Annotated in this window: 15 protein-coding genes and 1 other RNA gene; 5 read left to right on the top strand and 11 right to left on the bottom strand. The window is 64.2% G+C overall.

The features are described from left to right. Positions 1 to 3 precede the first annotated feature (3 nt). The 6 genes from GWE18_RS11495 to tkt all read right to left on the bottom strand — a co-directional run bounded on the left by GWE18_RS11495 (position 4) and on the right by tkt (position 7,445). Positions 4 to 729 carry a thiamine phosphate synthase gene (locus GWE18_RS11495; protein WP_275185861.1) on the bottom strand — a complete coding sequence of 242 codons (726 nt, stop codon included), beginning with the start codon at positions 727 to 729 and terminating at the stop codon, positions 4 to 6. 2 nt (positions 730 to 731) lie between these two features. Continuing rightward, positions 732 to 1,757 carry a class I fructose-bisphosphate aldolase gene (locus GWE18_RS11490; RefSeq protein ID WP_275185860.1) on the bottom strand — a complete coding sequence of 342 codons (1,026 nt, stop codon included), beginning with the start codon at positions 1,755 to 1,757 and terminating at the stop codon, positions 732 to 734. 114 nt (positions 1,758 to 1,871) lie between these two features. Beyond that, positions 1,872 to 2,939 carry a class II fructose-bisphosphate aldolase gene (fba, locus tag GWE18_RS11485; RefSeq protein WP_275185859.1) on the bottom strand — a complete coding sequence of 356 codons (1,068 nt, stop codon included), beginning with the start codon at positions 2,937 to 2,939 and terminating at the stop codon, positions 1,872 to 1,874. Positions 2,940 to 2,988: 49 nt separating this feature from the next. Then, complete coding sequence (locus GWE18_RS11480; protein ID WP_275185858.1) at positions 2,989 to 4,185, bottom strand: phosphoglycerate kinase; 1,197 nt, start codon at positions 4,183 to 4,185, stop codon at positions 2,989 to 2,991. A gap of 126 nt (positions 4,186 to 4,311) precedes the next feature. Continuing rightward, positions 4,312 to 5,319 carry a type I glyceraldehyde-3-phosphate dehydrogenase gene (gene gap / locus GWE18_RS11475; RefSeq protein WP_275185857.1) on the bottom strand — a complete coding sequence of 336 codons (1,008 nt, stop codon included), beginning with the start codon at positions 5,317 to 5,319 and terminating at the stop codon, positions 4,312 to 4,314. A gap of 140 nt (positions 5,320 to 5,459) precedes the next feature. Further along, a complete protein-coding gene (gene tkt, locus GWE18_RS11470) occupies positions 5,460 to 7,445 on the bottom strand; it encodes a transketolase (protein WP_275185856.1) in 1,986 nt (661 codons plus the stop codon). Between the two features lie 287 nt (positions 7,446 to 7,732). Here tkt and GWE18_RS11465 point away from each other — a divergent pair, with 287 nt between their 5' ends. Continuing rightward, positions 7,733 to 8,053 (top strand): DUF4164 domain-containing protein, encoded by a 321-nt coding sequence (locus GWE18_RS11465; RefSeq protein ID WP_057853870.1) that lies wholly within the window; start codon positions 7,733 to 7,735, stop codon positions 8,051 to 8,053. Continuing rightward, on the top strand, positions 8,050 to 8,433 hold the full coding sequence (locus GWE18_RS11460; protein ID WP_057853871.1) for a cell division protein ZapA: 384 nt from the start codon (positions 8,050 to 8,052) through the stop codon (positions 8,431 to 8,433). Before GWE18_RS11465 ends, GWE18_RS11460 begins: the two co-directional genes overlap by 4 nt. Before the next feature lie 79 nt (positions 8,434 to 8,512). Here the strand turns inward: GWE18_RS11460 and GWE18_RS11455 are convergent, their stop codons facing one another. Further along, positions 8,513 to 9,061 (bottom strand): endonuclease domain-containing protein, encoded by a 549-nt coding sequence (locus tag GWE18_RS11455; RefSeq protein WP_275185855.1) that lies wholly within the window; start codon positions 9,059 to 9,061, stop codon positions 8,513 to 8,515. A 23-nt stretch (positions 9,062 to 9,084) separates the two neighbouring features. Here GWE18_RS11455 and ssrS point away from each other — a divergent pair. The 3 genes from ssrS to GWE18_RS11440 all read left to right on the top strand — a co-directional run bounded on the left by ssrS (position 9,085) and on the right by GWE18_RS11440 (position 10,808). After that, a non-coding RNA gene (gene ssrS / locus GWE18_RS11450) (6S RNA) lies at positions 9,085 to 9,245 on the top strand. 161 nt (positions 9,246 to 9,406) lie between these two features. Beyond that, entirely contained in the window at positions 9,407 to 9,982 is a 576-nt protein-coding gene (locus GWE18_RS11445; protein WP_275185854.1) for a 5-formyltetrahydrofolate cyclo-ligase, read from the top strand. A 4-nt stretch (positions 9,983 to 9,986) separates the two neighbouring features. Next, complete coding sequence (locus GWE18_RS11440) at positions 9,987 to 10,808, top strand: TIGR00282 family metallophosphoesterase (protein ID WP_275185853.1); 822 nt, start codon at positions 9,987 to 9,989, stop codon at positions 10,806 to 10,808. 9 nt (positions 10,809 to 10,817) lie between these two features. Here the strand turns inward: GWE18_RS11440 and GWE18_RS11435 are convergent, their stop codons facing one another. The 4 genes from GWE18_RS11435 to GWE18_RS11420 form a co-directional block, all read right to left on the bottom strand. Further along, positions 10,818 to 13,025 (bottom strand): xanthine dehydrogenase family protein molybdopterin-binding subunit, encoded by a 2,208-nt coding sequence (locus GWE18_RS11435; RefSeq protein WP_275185852.1) that lies wholly within the window; start codon positions 13,023 to 13,025, stop codon positions 10,818 to 10,820. A 5-nt stretch (positions 13,026 to 13,030) separates the two neighbouring features. Then, on the bottom strand, positions 13,031 to 14,047 hold the full coding sequence (locus tag GWE18_RS11430; RefSeq protein ID WP_275185851.1) for a xanthine dehydrogenase family protein subunit M: 1,017 nt from the start codon (positions 14,045 to 14,047) through the stop codon (positions 13,031 to 13,033). After that, on the bottom strand, positions 14,044 to 14,559 hold the full coding sequence (locus GWE18_RS11425; RefSeq protein WP_275185850.1) for a (2Fe-2S)-binding protein: 516 nt from the start codon (positions 14,557 to 14,559) through the stop codon (positions 14,044 to 14,046). The genes GWE18_RS11430 and GWE18_RS11425 overlap by 4 nt, the downstream gene beginning before the upstream one ends. A gap of 233 nt (positions 14,560 to 14,792) precedes the next feature. After that, positions 14,793 to 16,574, bottom strand: coding sequence for a methyl-accepting chemotaxis protein (locus tag GWE18_RS11420; RefSeq protein WP_275185849.1), 1,782 nt, complete (start codon positions 16,572 to 16,574; stop codon positions 14,793 to 14,795). Between the last annotated feature and the right edge of the window lie 84 nt (positions 16,575 to 16,658).

Genomic DNA, 16,658 nt, shown 5'->3' with positions numbered 1-16,658 from the left:
GCGTTATCCGTGCCCGGTCTTATCAGGGCCGATCTTATCAGGGCTAGACTTGTCAGGGCCGGACTTGGCCTTTCCGAACGCTGCGTCGTGCGCTTGCGCGATCGCCTGCCCGGCATCGATCAGCGCCGCCTTTGCGCCGCGCGGGTCGGTCCAGATGAAATCGCCAACCAGCACAAAATCTGCGCCGGCGGCGGCGAATTCGGACGCCTCCTCGCGCGAGGCGGCAAAGCCGATGCAAGGCGGCTCGAACAGTTCGTCCCACCATTGCAGGCGCTCGGCGATCGCCTCGGTCGAGGGCCGCTGGCCCTTGGCATCCAGCTCGCCGAACAGCACGTAGTCGGCGCCCGCTTCGCCCGCGGCCATCGAATCGTGCCGCGTGGCAAGGCCGCCGACGCCGGCAATGCGGTCCGGCTTCAGCGACGGCAAGGCATCTTCCAGCGCGGCAAGGCCGTTCAGATGCGCGCCATCGGCGCCTGCGCGCGCCACCAGTTCGACATGGCCGTCGAGCAGGAGCGCCGCGCCGGCATTCTGGATCGCGGGCGCAAGCGTTTTCACGCGCGCGATCATGGTGCGCTGATCAGTCTGCTTCAGCCGCAGCAGCACCGCGGCGACGTCGGCCGCTGCCAGTAGCTCCGGAAGATGGGTCGCGAGCTGCGACGGATCGTCCACCTCAGGCGTCGCGAGATAGAGCCGCGGCGCCGGGCGCGGCGGAGCAGGTTTATTGGCCAAGTCTAGGCGACCTTCTTTTCCAGGCCGGTTTCCCACTCGCCCTTGCTTGCCAGCGCGTTCATCCGCGCGCGGTGCGTGAAGGCGCGCTGGCCTGCGGCGAGGTTCTCGGCCTTACCCGACCAGGCCTTCTGCGGCGCCGCCTGCAGCGCCCGGCCATAGGAGAATGTCAGCCGCCAGGGCAGGCCGCCGATCCGGTTCATGGCGTTCAGATGCGCGGTCGCCTCCTCATCGGATTGCCCGCCGGAGAGGAAGGCGATGCCGGGCACGGCTGCGGGAACGCACGCCTTCAGCAGCCGCACGGTCTTCTCCGCGACTTCTTCCACGGAAGCCTGTCTCACGCACTTCTTGCCCGAGATGGCCATGTTGGGCTTCAGCACCATGCCTTCGAGCTCGACGCGCTGTATCAGCAATTCCTGGAACGTCTTGTTCAGCACATGCTGGGTCACGTCATAGCAGCGGTCGATATCGTGATCGCCGTCCATCAGCACTTCCGGTTCGACGATCGGCACGATCTGCGCCGCCTGGCACAGCGCGGCGTAGCGCGCCAGCGCATGCGCGTTGACGTGGATCGCCGTCTGTGTGGGAATACCGCTGCCGATATCGATCACGGCACGCCATTTGGCGAAGCGCGCACCGCGCTCGTAATATTTCTTCAGGCGCTCGGCGAGCTTGTCGAGACCGACGGTGACCAGTTCGCCCGGACATTGCGGCAGCGCTTGCGTCCCTTCATCGACCTTGATGCCGGGGATCGCGCCGGACTGCTCGATCAGCCTGATCAGCGGCGTGCCATCTTTTGCGTTCTGCCAGATGGTCTCGTCGTAAAGAATGACGCCCGAGACGTACTTGCTCATCGCCTCGGTGGAGCGGAACAGCATCTCGCGATAGTCGCGGCGGTTCTCCTCGGTCGATTCGACCTTGATGGCGTCGAAACGCTTCTTGATGGTGCCCGAGGATTCGTCGGCGGCGAGAATGCCCTTGCCCGGGGTGACCATGGCGAGGGCAACCTTGTTGAGATCAGCAAGATTCATGGGAACGTTCTCCGGAAAACATCATGCCCTTGCGCACCAAAATAGGCGGTTCTCGGGCAATTGCCTAGAAAACGTTCGTCGCACCGGGGGTGATTGCGAGGCGCGGGTGCCGGTTCAGGCAACCCGCGGGTCCAATTCACCCTTGGTGTAGCGCTTGGCCATTTCGGCCGTCGTCAGCACCTTCTTGATCTTGCTGGCCTGGCCTGCGGTATTGAATTCCTGCAGCCGCTGCTTGCACAGCTTGGCCATGGCTTCCATCGCCGGCTTTAAGTATTTGCGCGGATCGAACTCTTCCGGATTGTCCTTGAAGACCTTGCGGATCTGCCCGGTCATCGCCATGCGGTTGTCGGTGTCGATGTTGATCTTGCGCACGCCGTTCTTGATGCCGCGCTGGATTTCGGAAACCGGCACGCCCCAGGTCGGCTTCATCTTGCCGCCATTGGCGTTGATGATCTCCTGCAGATCCTGCGGCACCGAGGACGAGCCATGCATCACCAGATGCGTGTTCGGCAGCTTGCGATGGATCTCCTCGATCACGTTCATGGCGAGGATGTCGCCGTCCGGCTTGCGGGTGAACTTGTAGGCGCCGTGCGAGGTGCCCATCGCGATCGCCAGCGCGTCGACCTTGGTCTCCTTGACGAACTTCACGGCTTCGTCGGGATTGGTGAGCAACTGGTCGTGCGAGAGCTTGCCTTCCGCGCCGTGGCCGTCTTCCTTGTCGCCCATGCCGGTTTCCAGCGAACCGAGCACGCCAAGCTCGCCTTCCACCGAGATGCCGCCGAGATGAGCCATGTCGGTAACCGTCTTCGTCACGCCGACATTGTAGTCCCAATCGCCGGGGGTCTTGCCGTCGGCTTTCAGCGAACCGTCCATCATGACGGAGGTGAAGCCGGCCTGGATCGCGGTCATGCAGGTTGCGGGTTCGTTGCCGTGATCGAGATGCACGCAGACCGGGATCTGCGGATAGATTTCCGTGACGGCGTCCATCATGTGCTTGAGCATCACGTCATTGGCGTAGGAGCGCGCGCCGCGCGAGGCCTGGATGATGACGGGCGCGTCGACCGAGGAGGCGGCCTCCATGATGGCCAGCGCCTGCTCCATGTTGTTGATGTTGAACGCCGGCACCCCGTAATCGTGCTCTGCCGCATGATCGAGCAGTTGACGCAAGGTAATGCGAGCCATTCAAATTCTCCCTGTATTTGCAGCGCCCCTGGCGCCCGACTGGTCTTGATTAGCGTGATTTCAGAACTTCGACGCCGGGTAGCGGTTTGCCTTCCATCCACTCAAGAAACGCGCCGCCCGCCGTCGAAACATAGGAAAACTCGTTGGCTACGCCGGCCTGGTTCAGCGCCGCGACGGTATCGCCGCCGCCGGCGACAGAGACCAGTTTCTTCGCCTTGGTGCGCGCCGCCGCGTGCTTGGCCGCAACGACCGTGCCGCGGTCGAACGGCGTCATTTCGAACGCGCCGAGCGGGCCGTTCCAGACCAGCGTCGCGGCATCGTCGATCGCGGAATGAATCCGCGCGATCGATTGCGGGCCGACGTCGAGGATCATGCCGTCGGCCGGAATGGCGTCGAGGCCATAGGCGTGCGAAGGCGAGTTGGCCGCAAAGTGATAGGCGACCACGGCATCGACGGGGAGGATGATGGCGCAGTTCGCGGCAGTAGCCTTCTCAAGGATTCGCAGCGCGGTGGCGGCGAGGTCCTTCTCCGCCAGCGACTTGCCGACGCCGACGCCCTGTGCGTGCAGGAACGTGTTGGCCATGCCGCCGCCGATCACCAGCGCATCGACCTTGGTGACGAGGTTTTCGAGCAGGTCGATCTTGGTGGAAACCTTGGCACCGCCGATGATAGCGATGACCGGCTTGGTCGGTGCTTCCAGCGCCTTCTCAAGCGCGTTGAGTTCGGCCTGCATGGTGCGGCCGGCATAGGCGGGCAGCTTGTGGCCGAGGCCTTCGGTGGAAGCGTGGGCGCGGTGCGCGGCCGAGAACGCGTCGTTGACCCAGATGTCGCCGAGCTTTGCCAGTTCGGCTACGAACGTCGGATCATTCTTTTCTTCCTCTTTGTGGAAGCGGGTGTTCTCCAGGCAGAGGATATCGCCGTCCTTCATCGCAGCCACGGCCTTGGCCGCGGCCTCGCCGATGCAGTCGTCAGCAAAGGCGACTGGCTTCTTGATGACCTGTCCCAGCGCCGCCGCGACGGGTTTGAGCGAATCCTTGACGTCGCGTCCCTTCGGCCGGCCGAAATGGGCGAGCAGGATGACCTTGCCGCCCTTGTCGGAAATTTCGGTGATGGTCGGCACGACGCGCTCGAGTCGCGTCGCGTCGGTGACGCGGCCGTTTTCCATGGGGACGTTAAGATCGACGCGCAGCAGCACGCGCTTGCCCTTCACGTCGATGTCATCGAGGGTGCGGAATGATTTCGACATTGGCGCTCTCTTGTCCCGGGCGCACGGCGGCGCGAAGTGCCGCTGTGCTGAACCGGGACCTGCACTGGATGGGTCCCGGCTCTGCGTCGCGTCACTTCGTGCCGCGCCGCGTCCGGGACACGAGACTTACAGCAGCTTCCCCATCGCCACGGCCGTGTCGGCCATGCGGTTGGAGAAACCCCATTCATTGTCGTACCAGGACATCACCCGCACCAGCGTGCCGTTCAACACCTTGGTCTGATCCTCGTGGAACGTGGACGAGTGGGGGTCGTGGTTGAAGTCGATCGAGACGTTCGGCGCGGTGGTGTAGCCAAGGATGCCCTTGAGCTGCTGCTCGGAGGCGCGCTTCATCGCCGCGTTGATTTCCTTGGTGTCGGTGGCGCGCTTGGCGACGATCTTGAGATCGACCACCGAGACGTTCGGGGTCGGCACGCGGATCGCGACGCCGTCGAGCTTGCCCTTCAGTTCCGGCAGCACCAGGCCGATGGCTTTCGCAGCACCTGTCGAGGTCGGGATCATCGACATCGCCGCCGCGCGGCCGCGATAGAGATCCTTGTGCAGGGTGTCGAGGGTGGGCTGGTCGCCGGTATAGGCGTGGATCGTGGTCATGAAGCCGGTCTCGATGCCGACCGTGTCGTTCAGCACCTTGGCGACCGGCGCCAGGCAGTTGGTGGTGCAGGAGCCGTTGGAGACGACCAGGTGATCCTTGGTCAGCGTGTCGTGGTTGACGCCGAAGACGATGGTGGCGTCGGCGCTGTCGGCGGGAGCCGAGACCAGCACGCGCTTGGCGCCGGCAGTCAGATGCGCAGAGGCCTTGTCCTTGGCGGTGAAGATGCCGGTGCATTCCAGCGCGATGTCGACGCCGAGCGCCTTCCACGGCAGCTTGGATGGGTCACGCTCGGCGGAGACCTTGATCTTGCCATTGCCGAGACTGAGCGAGTCGCCGTCGACGGTCACCGTGCCGGGGAAGCGGCCATGCACGGAATCGAAACGCAGCAGGTGGGCGTTCGTCTCGACCGGGCCGAGATCGTTGATGCCGACCACCTCGATATCCGTGCGGCCAGATTCCGCAATCGCCCGCAACACGTTGCGGCCAATGCGGCCAAATCCGTTGATCGCGACGCGGACTGCCATGCTGATCTCTCCTCTAATAGCCGGTGCCGGCCCCGCGGAGACGTTCCACGGAGGTGCTGACGGCGGAACGCCCGGTTCGGCCGGGCGGGAACGGTCAAGATGGGGGTCTAGGTAGTCCTTTTTCCCAGTAATCTCAACCTTCAGCCCAAGCGCTTCAGGGCAGCGTTAACCGCAGCCTCGGCGGTAATTCCGAAGTGCTTGAAAAGGTCCTTGGCGGGTGCGCTTGCGCCGAAACCGTGCATGCCCACGAATTCACCATCCTGGCCGATCACCGCGTCCCAGCCCCAGCGCACCGCGGCCTCGATCGCGACCTTGACCGGGGCGTTGCCGATAATGGCCTTCTGCCGGTCCGCCGGCTGCGCCAGCAGCAGTTCGAGCGAGGGCACCGAGACCACCCGCGACGCGATGCCGCGCTCAGTCAGCTGCTTCTGGGCGGCCACCGCGACCTCGACCTCGGAGCCCGAGGCGAACAGCGACACTTTGGCGTCGCCCTGGGCGGCGACCAGCTCATAGGCGCCGTGGGCGCAGGGGTTATCGTTCGGCGCGTTGGTGCGCAGTTGCGGCAGGTTCTGGCGGGTCAGCGCCAGAACCGTCGGGCCGTCGATCCGGTTGAGCGCCAGTTCCCAGCATTCCGCGACCTCGACGGCGTCGCAGGGGCGGAACAAGCGCATATTGGGAATCGCACGCAGCGCGGCGAGGTGCTCCACCGGCTGATGCGTCGGTCCGTCCTCGCCGAGCCCGATCGAATCATGGGTCATCACGTAGACGACGCCCGTGCCCATCAGTGCGGCGAGCCGCATCGCCGGGCGGGCGTAATCGGTGAACACCAGGAAGGTCGCGCCGTTCGGCGCGAAGCCGCCATGCAGGAAAATGCCGTTCATCGCCGCGGCCATGCCGTGCTCGCGGATGCCGAAATGGATGAAGCGGCCCTTCGGCGTCTTGGCGGAAAACGCCACGGCCGACTTTGCCTTGTTGTTGTTGGAGCCGGTGAGGTCGGCGGAGCCGGCGAGGAATTCCATCGGCATCGCGGCTGCGATTGCCTCGATCGCGGACTCCGATGATTTCCGCGTGGCGACGTTCTGCGGCGTTTCCAGTAGCGCCTTCTTGTGAGCCCGCAGCGCCTTCGAAAGCGACGCCGGCCGCTCGTGCCGCATGCGCCGTTCGAACTCGGCGCGCTTGCGGCTGCCGAGTTCGGCGAAGCGGCCTTCCCATTCCTCGCGCGCGGCAGCGCCGCGGCTGCCGGCCGCGCGCCATGCCTTAAGCACGTCATCGGGCACTGAAAAGGCTTCGAGCGAGATGCCGAGCTTTTCCTTGGCGCCCTTGAGCTCGTCGGCGCCGAGCGCCTCGCCATGGGCCTTCGCCGTGCCGGCCCGCGTCGGCGCGCCGTAGCCGATGGTGGTCTTGCAGGCGATCAGCGATGGCTTGTTGGATTTTTGCGCGCGGGTGATCGCCGCTGCGATCGCCTTCGGATCGTGGCCGTCGATCAGCTCTGCCGCCCATCCGGCGGACTTGAATCGCTTCACCTGATCGACCGAATCGGCGAGCGAGGTCGGGCCGTCGATCGAGATACCGTTGTCGTCATACAGCACGATCAGCTTGTTGAGCTTCCAGTGCCCGGCCATCGCGATCGCTTCCTGCGACACGCCCTCCATCAGGTCGCCGTCGGAGGCGACCACGTAAGTATGGTGCGCGACCACCTTCTTGCCGAACTCGGCCGCCAGCATCTTTTCCGCCAGCGCCATGCCGACCGAGGTGGCGATGCCCTGGCCGAGCGGGCCGGTCGTGGTCTCGACGCCGCTGGTCTCGAAGTTTTCCGGGTGCCCCGGCGTCTTGGAGCCGAGCTGCCGGAAATACTTGATCTGTTCGAGCGTCATGTCCTTGTTGCCGGTCAGGTACAGCAAGGCATAGAGCAGCATCGAGCCGTGTCCGGCCGAGAGCACGAAGCGGTCGCGGTCCGGCCAGTTCGGAGCACTGGCGTCGAATTTGAGGAACTGCGTGAACAGCACGGTCGCAATGTCGGCGACGCCCATCGGCAAGCCGGGATGGCCGGATTTCGCCTTTTCGACGGCATCCATGGCAAGCCCGCGAATCGCATTGGCCATACGGGTATGATCGACCTGCGTCATGATGAAAATCCGCCTGAAATGAGGTGCTTGGTTGTAGGTACGTACCGGGCGAGGCCGCAATACGGGGGTGGCATAAGGGAAAGTTGGGGCTGGATAGCACCACAATCCCCGTGAGTCCAAGGCGGGGAAACGCCCTTCCGGTCCGAAAAGTTGCTTAGCAGTGCATAGCTTCGCGTCGGCGTTGCACTCGGCTCGCTTGCCACGTAAATTTCGTGCTCTAACCGCTTGCCGAACCGCGGATTTTGCTGCCGTGCGGCGGGCCTACGCGAAGGTGCGCGCTGCCTCCCATGAGCGATCGTCACACCAACGGGGCCGGCAATGCCGAGCCGGTCTATGCCGACATCGACGCCGCCACTCGGCGCCTGATGATGGCGCTCGATGCCCTCGAGGCCGCGGCCGAGCGGCGGCGCGACGCCGACCGCGACGAGAACGAACTGGCGAGCCGGATCCAGGCGCTCGGCGCCGATCGCTCACGGCTCGCCGACGAACTCGACGGCTCGCTGGTGAAGACGCGGCGGCTGGAGCGCACCAACCGCGAGATCGCCGAAAAACTGGATGTCGCGATCGGCACCATCCGTGCGGTACTCGATGCCGGAGAGAGTGAATGAGCCACATCAACGTCACCATCAACGGCCGGCAGTACCGCATGGCCTGCGAGGAGGGGCAGGAAGTGCGGCTCCTGAAGCTCGCCGAAAGCCTGGAATCGCGGGTTGGAGAGTTGCGCGGCAAGTTCGGCGAGATCGGCGACGCGCGCCTCACCGTGATGGCCGCTTTGACGGTGTGCGACGAACTGCTGGATGCCAACGCGCGCATCCGCGCGCTGGAGGGCGAACTCGAAACCTTGCGCAACGTGCGGGTCGCCGCTGCCGACCGCGCCAAGGCCACCCAGGTGGCGGTCGCCAATGCACTCAACGCCGCCGCCGACCGCATCGAGAAGACCACGCAAGTCATCAACCGCACCATCGGCAGCGGCGTCGCGATCGGGTGAAGCCCGGCTGTTGCCGCTCGTTCTTTACCCTCCCCTGGAGGGGGAGGGTCGCCGCGCAGCGGCGGGGCGGGGTGACAGTCTATCGTCGTCGGAGGTGTTTCAGTGGCATCGCCTCTGCGTCACGCGACCCGTACACCTCCACGTAAATCTTCTCCATCACCGCACTGAGATCACCAGTAACATCCGAATTCCAGAAGCGGACAACACGGTATCCTTCCTGTTCCAACCAGGCTTGCCGGTCGCTATCGCGCTTGGCGATCGCATCGTCATTGTGATGACCGCCATCGAGTTCAATGATGAGACGCTTTGCTGGACAGAAGAAGTCCACGACATAGGGACCGATCGGCGCCTGTCGCCGGAAATGTGTGCCTTCTACCGGTAGTTCTTTTAGCGCGCGCCAAAGGATGCGCTCGTGCGGCGTGGTATTCGCCCGCAGCTTCTTCGCTGCTGCGCGGCGGATTGCCGTTGTAACCATGTCGATCTCGCTCGCGGATAGATCACCCCACCCCGTTTGCACTCGGCGCTGCTGCGCATCGCCGAGTGCGAACGACCCTCCCCCTCCAGGGGAGGGTGAAGAAAAGCGCAATCTAAGGGCGAGCACAAGTTGATAACCGCTGGCGAATTCCACCCGTAACCCTTACATTGTGTTCCGCGAAGCTGCGTCGTGCGTCAGGAGCCATATATCCCCGGGGCCTTATCGATCCTTTAGGGAACTGTCCCTGGCCGGGTCCGTGGATCCGGACATATGGTGCCCACCTACTTTCGTAGGGAACTCCGGGATCGAGTGCTTCAACGGCGTTCGCGGCTTCGCACTTTTGTTTGTTGTTTTGTGCGATTTTATCTACCCCGCACGTTCCGTCATACCCCGCGAATGCGGGGTATCCAGTACGCCGCGGCTCCGCAGTTTGATTCCCGAACGTCTCTGGAATACTGGATCACCCGCTTTCGCGGGTGATGACACCGAGAAAATCGCATGACCGCAAACCTGTCGAAAGCCGACCTCCGCACCGCCGCGCTGGCGAAGCGCGATGCGTTGAGCGACGAGCAACGCGCGGCCGCGGCGCAGGCCATGGCAAAGCGTGGTGTGCCGTTCGCGATTGGGCCTGGCATGGTCGTCTCCGGCTATTCGCCGATCCGCAGCGAGATCGATCCTGCGCCATTGATGCGCAAGCTCGCGGAGCAGGGCGCCAAGCTGGCGCTACCCGCGGTTCTGTCGCGCGGAAAATCGCTGGCGTTTCGTGCGTGGTCGCCCGACGACCGGCTGATGCTCGGGCCGCTCGGCATTCTCGAGCCGTCGCCGGCGGCAGAAGAACTCATTCCCGATGTCATGTTGATTCCGCTGGCGGCGTTCGACCGCCAGGGCCATCGCATCGGCTATGGCGCCGGACATTACGACTTCACGCTCGCCCATCTGCGCAAGGCGAAGGCTATCACGGCAGTTGGCACCGCCTTGTCCGTGCAGGAAATAAAAGCGGTTCCTGCGCTGCCGCACGACGTGGCGCTGGATTATGTGCTAACGGAAAAGAAAGTGTTCGATTTCCGGAGCTGAAACTTTGCGTATTCTATTCGTGGGTGACGTGGTCGGCCGGGCAGGGCGCACCGCGATCGCGGAATATCTGCCCGGCATGGTCCGCGACTGGGCTCTCGACCTCGTCGTCGTCAATGGTGAGAATTCCGCGGGCGGCTTCGGCATCACCGAGACGATCTATCAGGAACTTCTAGACGCCGGCGCGGATGCCATCACGCTTGGCAATCACGCCTGGGATCAGCGCGAGGCGCTGGTATTCATCGAGCGCGCCCCGAAGCTGATCCGCCCTGCGAATTATCCGGAGGGCACGCCGGGCCGGGGAGCTGCGCTGGTCGATACCAAGAACGGCAAGCGCGCGCTCGTGGTCAATGCCATCGGCCGCGTCTTCATGACGCCGTTCGACGATCCGTTCCAGATTCTCAACCGCGAACTCGAGGCCTGTCCGCTCGGCGAGGCGGCAGACGCGATCGTGGTCGATTTCCACGGCGAGGCAACGAGCGAAAAGCAGGGCATCGGCTTCTTCTGCGACGGCCGTGCCAGCCTCGTCGTCGGCACTCATACCCATGTGCCCACCGCCGATCATCAGATTCTTTCCGGCGGCACCGCCTACATGACCGATGCCGGCATGACCGGCGATTATGACTCGATCATCGGCATGCAGAAGGAGGAGCCGCTGCGGCGCTTCACGACGGGCATTCCCTCGGGCCGCTTCGAACCGGCGTCGGGCGTTGCGACACTCAGCGGCGTTGCGGTGGAGACCGACGATGCGACCGGCCTCGCGCTGCGCGTCGCGCCGGTGCGGATCGGTGGAAGGCTGGAGCCTACTCTGCCGGGCTTTTGGGCCTGAGGAAGTCCCTCATTCAAACTGAATGACCTTGTCCAGCGTGATCGGCAGGTCGCGCACGCGCTTTCCCGTGGCGTGATAGACCGCGTTGGCGATCGCCGCGGCCACGCCGACAATGCCGATCTCGCCAAGGCCCTTGATGCCGAGCGGATTGACGATCTCGTCGGGCTCCTCGACGAAGATGACCTTGATGTCGTGTATGTCGGCATTAACAGGCACGTGGTATTCGGCAATGTTGGCGTTCATGACGCGGCCGAAATGATGGTCGAACAGCGTTTCCTCGTGCAGCGCCATGCCGATGCCCCAGACCACGCCGCCCATGACCTGGCTGTGGGCGGTCTTGGGATTGAGGATGCGGCCGGCCGCGACGGCATTGACCACGCGGGTCACGCGGATCACACCCAGCTCTTCGTCGACCTTGACCTCTGCGAAGATCGCTGAGTGGACATTGCGCGCGTGAGACTTGTCTTCGTCGACCTTGTTGGCTTCCTCGCGCGTGATGCGCTCGGCATTGCCTGATTGCATGGCGCTCGCGATCGGCACAGCGCGGGTCGCATCCCGCTTGCTGGCGATCTTGCCGTCGATCAGCGCGACATCGTCCACGCCGACGCCTGCCAGCGGCGAATCCTTCATTTCCTTGGCAAGCTCCAGCAAGTCGCCGCGAACCGCGCGGGCGGTATTCGCGATGGCGTTGCATACCGAGGACGCGATCCACGAGCCACCCTCCAGCGGACATTGCGGCAACGTCGAATCGCCAAGCTTGACGCTGATACTGTCGATGGGCAGGCCGAGCATGTCGGCCGCAACCTGCGCCATGATCGTATATGTTCCGGTGCCGATATCGGAGGCCGCGGTCGCCACTTCCGCATGGCCGTTTGCCGTCAGCACGATACGGACCGTGGCCGGCATTTGCAGCGCTTCCCATACGCCTGACGCCATGCCCCAGCCGACCAGTTCGCTGCCCTCGCGCATCGAGCGGGGCTCGGCATTACGCCGGTCCCAACCGAACTCCGCCGCACCCTGTCGGTAGCATTCGCGCAGTTGCTTGCTGGTATAGGGTACATCCTCCCCTTGGTGGCGCTCGGAGTAGCACTGCAACCGTAGCTGCACCGGATCGGTCTTGAGCGCGATGGCGAGTTCATCCATCGCACATTCCAGCGCATAGACACCGGTCGCAGCGCCCGGCGCCCGCATGTCGCAGGATGTCGGCAGGTCGAGCTTCACGAGCCTGTGCTCGAATTTCGCGTTGGGACTTCTGTAAAGCAGGTTGCCCCATCCGGTATCGTTGCGCGCGAATTCCTCGAACTGCGAAGTCACGGCGATGGCTTCATGTTGCACGGATTCGAGCGTGCCGCCGCTGCTCGCGCCGAGCGCAAGCCGTTCGATGCTCGCCGGCCGGTAGCCGAGCGCATACATCTGCGCTCTCGTCAGCATGACGCGCACCGGGCGCTTCAGCGCGCTTGCTCCGAGCACCGCCAGCACGACCTGGTATTGCGGGCGCAGGCCGGCCCCGAAGCCGCCGCCCATATAGGGCGACATCACGCGCACCTCGTCCGGCTTCATCTTGAACACGCCGCAAAGATATTTTTGCACGTTCTGCACGCCTTGCGTCTTGTCGTAGACCGTGAGCCGGCCGTCTTCCCAGATCGCGGTCGAGGCAAACAATTCCATCGGATTGTGATGCTCGGTCGGAATGAAATATTCGGCCGCGTGGCGCACAGCGGCGGACGCAAACGCTTTTGCGGCATCGCCGCGCGGCTTCTCCGGCGCGTCGATGGCAAACGCCCTGCTGCGCTCTGCGTGCAAGTCGGTGACGTGCGGCTCCTTCTGGTACTCGACTTTCACCATTGAGGCGGCGACGCGCGCGGTTTCCCAATCTTCCGCCAGCACCAGAGCGACCGGCTGTCCGGTGAAAAGGATCCTGTCGTCGTAGAGCGGGCGATAGGGCGAGCCCTCCTCCGGCGCGACTTCGTCCTTGTAGGCGTTATCCTTGTCGGCCATTGGCGGCCGGCTCTGATGCGTGAGCACGTCGATCACGCCATCAACGCCCAATGCCCCGCTGGTGTCGATGCGCACGATCCGCCCCTTCGGTATCGTCGACTCGATGACATAGCCATGGACCAGGCCGGGGACGTTGAACTCGCCGGCATATCTGGCTTCGCCGGTGACCTTGGGCCTGCCGTCGACGCGGGATGTCGCTGATCCGATATAGGATGCCATGGCGCTCACCGTATTTTCTTGTCGGACAACGACTGCGGTGTGCCCCGCGCAGCCTGACCGAGCGTCCGCACGATGGCGCGCCGCGCCAGGCCGATCTTGAAGTCGTTGTGTCCGTAGCCTTTGGCGCCGTGCAGCAGCCAATCCGCGGCTCGTGCAAATGCGGTCGCCTCGGCGCGCTGTCCGAGCAGGGCCGCTTCGGCCGCGGAACTGCGCCATGGTTTGTGCGCAACGCCGCCGAGCGCCAGGCGAGCTTCCTTGATCGTGTCGCCATCAAGTTCAAGCGCCGCCGCCACCGATACCAGTGCGAACGCATAGGACAGGCGATCGCGGATCTTCAGGTAGGAATAGTTCGCGCTAAAACCCTTCGGCGGAAGCTCGATGGCCGTGATGATCTCATCGGGTTCGAGGTTGGTGTCGCGCTGCGGCGTGTTGCCGGGCAGCCGATGGAAATCCGCAAACGCGATGGTGCGCGCCCCGGCGGGCCCTGCGACATGCACCGTGGCTTCGAGCGCTGCGAGCGCGACGCACATGTCGGAAGGATGCGTGGCGATGCAGGCTTGGCTGGTTCCGAGGACCGCATTGATGCGGTTGATACCGTCGATCGCCGAGCAGCCGCTGCCCGGCTCGCGTTTGTTGCACGGTGTCGCCGTGTCGTAGAAATAGAAGCAGCGCGTCCGCTGCAGGAGGTTGCCGCCGGTCGAGGCCATGTTGCGCAATTGCTGCGACGCGCCGGACATGATCGCGCGTGCCAGCAGCGGATAGCGTTGTTCGATTATCGGATGGTAGGCGAGGTCGGTATTCGGCACCATTGCTCCGATCAGAACGCCGCCGGTTGAGGTTTGCTCGATGCTCCTGAGCGGGAGGTGCGAAATATCGATCAGCCGAGTGGGCTCCTCGACATCGTATTTGATCAGGTCGATCAGGTTGGTGCCGCCCGCAATGAACTTCGCGGAAGGATCTGTGGCGATCTGCTTGATGGCATCGGCGACGTCGTTGGCGCGCGCGTATTGAAATGGGGTCATGATCGCTCCATCGCCTGCAGGATCGCCGCCACGATGTTCGGATAGGCGCCGCAGCGGCAGATGTTGCCGCTCATCAGTTCGCGGATCTCGTTGGGCGTTCTTGCCTTGCCCTCGGCGAGCAGCCCGGCGGCCGAGCAGATCTGTCCCGACGTGCAGTAGCCGCACTGGAACGCATCCTGATCGATGAACGCCTGCTGCAGCGGATGCAGCTCACCGTTGCGCGCAAGGCCCTCGATCGTGATTATTTCGGCGCCTTCCTTCATCACGGCCAGTGTCAGGCAGGAGTTGATCCGCCGGCCGTCGACGAGCACGGTGCACGCGCCGCATTGCCCGTGGTCACAGCCCTTCTTGGTGCCGGTCAGGTCGAGATGGTCGCGCAGCGCATCCAGTAGCGTCGTCCACGGCGCGACCCTGAGTTCCATCTGACTGCCGTTGACGGTTAGCCGGATCGGAATTTTCTCCGGCACCGAGGCAGTCCGCGTTGTCAGCTTTGCTGTGCCAGATCGCGCCATGTTGATCTCCGCCTGCCTGAGCTGGTGCTCGGGACACGATCGAGCCTGCCGACGTAGGGCGCTGATGGGCCTCGTCAGCCGCGGTTCCAAGCCTGCCTATCAACCAGTTCGAACAAGGAAGGTTCAAAGCGAAGGCGCGATATGCGCATCCGCTTCACGGCGCACTTTCAGCGCAGCCTTCGGCGCCGTCGCGCGCGACTGAACGCCGATACGTGTCCGTCAGGCGAGTGTGGCTACAGCCTGTAGGCCGTGCGGAAGGCGCCCCAATGGCGGCCTTTGACGCGGATCGGCACGTCGATCTCGCGCATCATCACGGTGTTGCCGTTGCCCATGTCGCGGGCGTAGCTCTGGATCAGGTAGGCGCGCTGGTTGCGCCCGGCGGCAAGCCCGGCCGGATCGTTGAAGATGCGGCGGTTGCGGCTGTTGGCGGTGTTCCAGGTGACGTCGCCCGGCCGCTGCGGGTGCGAATAGATCTTGTTGTGCACCGGCAGGTAGCCGTTGGTGTCGATCATGGCGCAGAACGCCATTCGCTTGTCCCTGGCCAGGAACGCTTCCTGGAACGGCGGCAAAGCGCGATCGGCCCAGTCCAGGATCCTGGTGCGGTACTGCACCGGGTTGCTGCCTGGTATCTCGACATAGTTAGTGTCGAACATATCCTCGATCGAGATGGCGCCGCTGTCGACGGCGTTCTCGAAAATCTTCTTCAGCGCAGCGCCGGCTTCCATCGCGCGGGTGACTGCCTCGGTGTTGTCGTCCTGGATCGACCACATCTTGTCTTCGATCTTCTCGGTCAGCGCCGTGCTGGGCCGTTCGAAGCGCGCCTGTGTTCCGGCCTTTGACCGCTCGCCGATACGAATCCGGCATGCGCCGACGTCCTGCAGCGTCGCATCAAAACTCTGGCCCTGCGCCAGTCTTTCAGCGTCAGCCCCGCTGACCAGGATGCTATCCATCGAAATTTCGTAGACCGGTGCAGATATCACGCCGCGCGGCGTCTGGATTTCGACCTTGAGGCTGCAGGGCAGCTTCTGCTGTTTGCTGCGATCCTCGCGTGCGCCTTCCTTTTCTCCCTGCCGCAGCAGCACGGCGCAGCGGGCTTTGAGCTTCTGCGCAAAGGAGGTGACGGCCCGCCCGGCGTTGGCGACGCTTTCGCCATGGGCTTCGGCTTCCTTGGTCGCGCTGTCGATTTCGGTAGCGCTGTCGCCGACCGATGCGATGAAGCTGGAAGCGGAAGCCGCATTGTCGGCCATTTCGCCCGTTGTCGCGTTCTGCTCGGCGACCGCGCCGTTGACGTTGTCGAACACGGGCCGGATCGCCTCGATCGCCTGCGAGATGCGGTGCACGGCGTCGACCGAGCCCGCGGCGTCACGCTGCAGCGCCTCGATCTTCCTGGTGATTTCCTCTGTTGCGTTCTGGGTCTGCACCGCGAGCGCCTTCACCTCGGTGGCGACCACGGCAAAGCCGCGCCCGGCTTCACCGGCGCGCGCGGCCTCGATGGTGGAATTGAGCGCCAGTAGGGTGGTCTGCCGCGCGATCTGGGCGATCAGATTGACGACGTTGCCGATCGCAGCTGAGGATTCCCGCAGGCGGTCGACATTGGCGCTGGCTTCGCGGGCGGCGTCGCTGGCCTGGTCGGCGAGCTTGCCGGCGTCGCGCACCTGGGAGCCGATCCCTTGCGCCGATTGGGTGAACTTGTCGGCGGCCTGCGAGAAGGTCGTCGCGGTGCCCTGTGCGGCGCTGGTGCGGCTCGTCAGGGCGTCGGTGCGCTGGCGGATGGTGGAAAGCGTCGCGGCCGTTGCCTCGGCGCCGCCGGCGACCGAATTGGCCGCCCGTTCGAGCTGGCGGATCATCGCGCCGAGTTCGAGCTCCAGCAGTTCGAGAATGGCCTTCGCCGAATCGCCGTCGCCGGAGACCGTTTCCACCGCGGCAGGGGCCGCCTGAACGGCCGTCTGAACCTTGGGCTGGACGGCAGGCAAGGCCGGTTCCGGCACCTGCTTTTTGAACAAACCGAAGGCCATGACGTCTCTTGAAAGTTGAGGATCGGTGCGAAATCCTCTCATCCGAGCGTGAAGTCGTGGTTAACAACTGCCTGATATTTCGGC

It is taken from the genome of Bradyrhizobium sp. CSA112 (genome assembly GCF_029051645.1).
In the GTDB taxonomy this organism is placed as follows: Bacteria; Pseudomonadota; Alphaproteobacteria; order Rhizobiales; family Xanthobacteraceae; genus Bradyrhizobium.
This window is presented reverse-complemented; position numbering and strand designations above follow the sequence as displayed.

Bases quoted from the DNA above. Each gene is read 5' to 3' on its own strand.
- GWE18_RS11490 (WP_275185860.1), bottom strand. From the start codon at position 1,757: ATGAATCTTGCTGATCTCAACAAGGTTGCCCTCGCCATGGTCACCCCG.
- fba (WP_275185859.1), bottom strand. From the start codon at position 2,939: ATGGCTCGCATTACCTTGCGTCAACTGCTCGATCATGCGGCAGAGCAC.
- GWE18_RS11480 (WP_275185858.1), bottom strand. From the start codon at position 4,185: ATGTCGAAATCATTCCGCACCCTCGATGACATCGACGTGAAGGGCAAG.
- gap (WP_275185857.1), bottom strand. From the start codon at position 5,319: ATGGCAGTCCGCGTCGCGATCAACGGATTTGGCCGCATTGGCCGCAAC.
- tkt (WP_275185856.1), bottom strand. From the start codon at position 7,445: ATGACGCAGGTCGATCATACCCGTATGGCCAATGCGATTCGCGGGCTT.
- GWE18_RS11465 (WP_057853870.1), top strand. From the start codon at position 7,733: ATGAGCGATCGTCACACCAACGGGGCCGGCAATGCCGAGCCGGTCTAT.
- GWE18_RS11460 (WP_057853871.1), top strand. From the start codon at position 8,050: ATGAGCCACATCAACGTCACCATCAACGGCCGGCAGTACCGCATGGCC.
- GWE18_RS11445 (WP_275185854.1), top strand. From the start codon at position 9,407: ATGACCGCAAACCTGTCGAAAGCCGACCTCCGCACCGCCGCGCTGGCG.
- GWE18_RS11435 (WP_275185852.1), bottom strand. From the start codon at position 13,025: ATGGCATCCTATATCGGATCAGCGACATCCCGCGTCGACGGCAGGCCC.
- GWE18_RS11430 (WP_275185851.1), bottom strand. From the start codon at position 14,047: ATGACCCCATTTCAATACGCGCGCGCCAACGACGTCGCCGATGCCATC.
- GWE18_RS11425 (WP_275185850.1), bottom strand. From the start codon at position 14,559: ATGGCGCGATCTGGCACAGCAAAGCTGACAACGCGGACTGCCTCGGTG.
- GWE18_RS11420 (WP_275185849.1), bottom strand. From the start codon at position 16,574: ATGGCCTTCGGTTTGTTCAAAAAGCAGGTGCCGGAACCGGCCTTGCCT.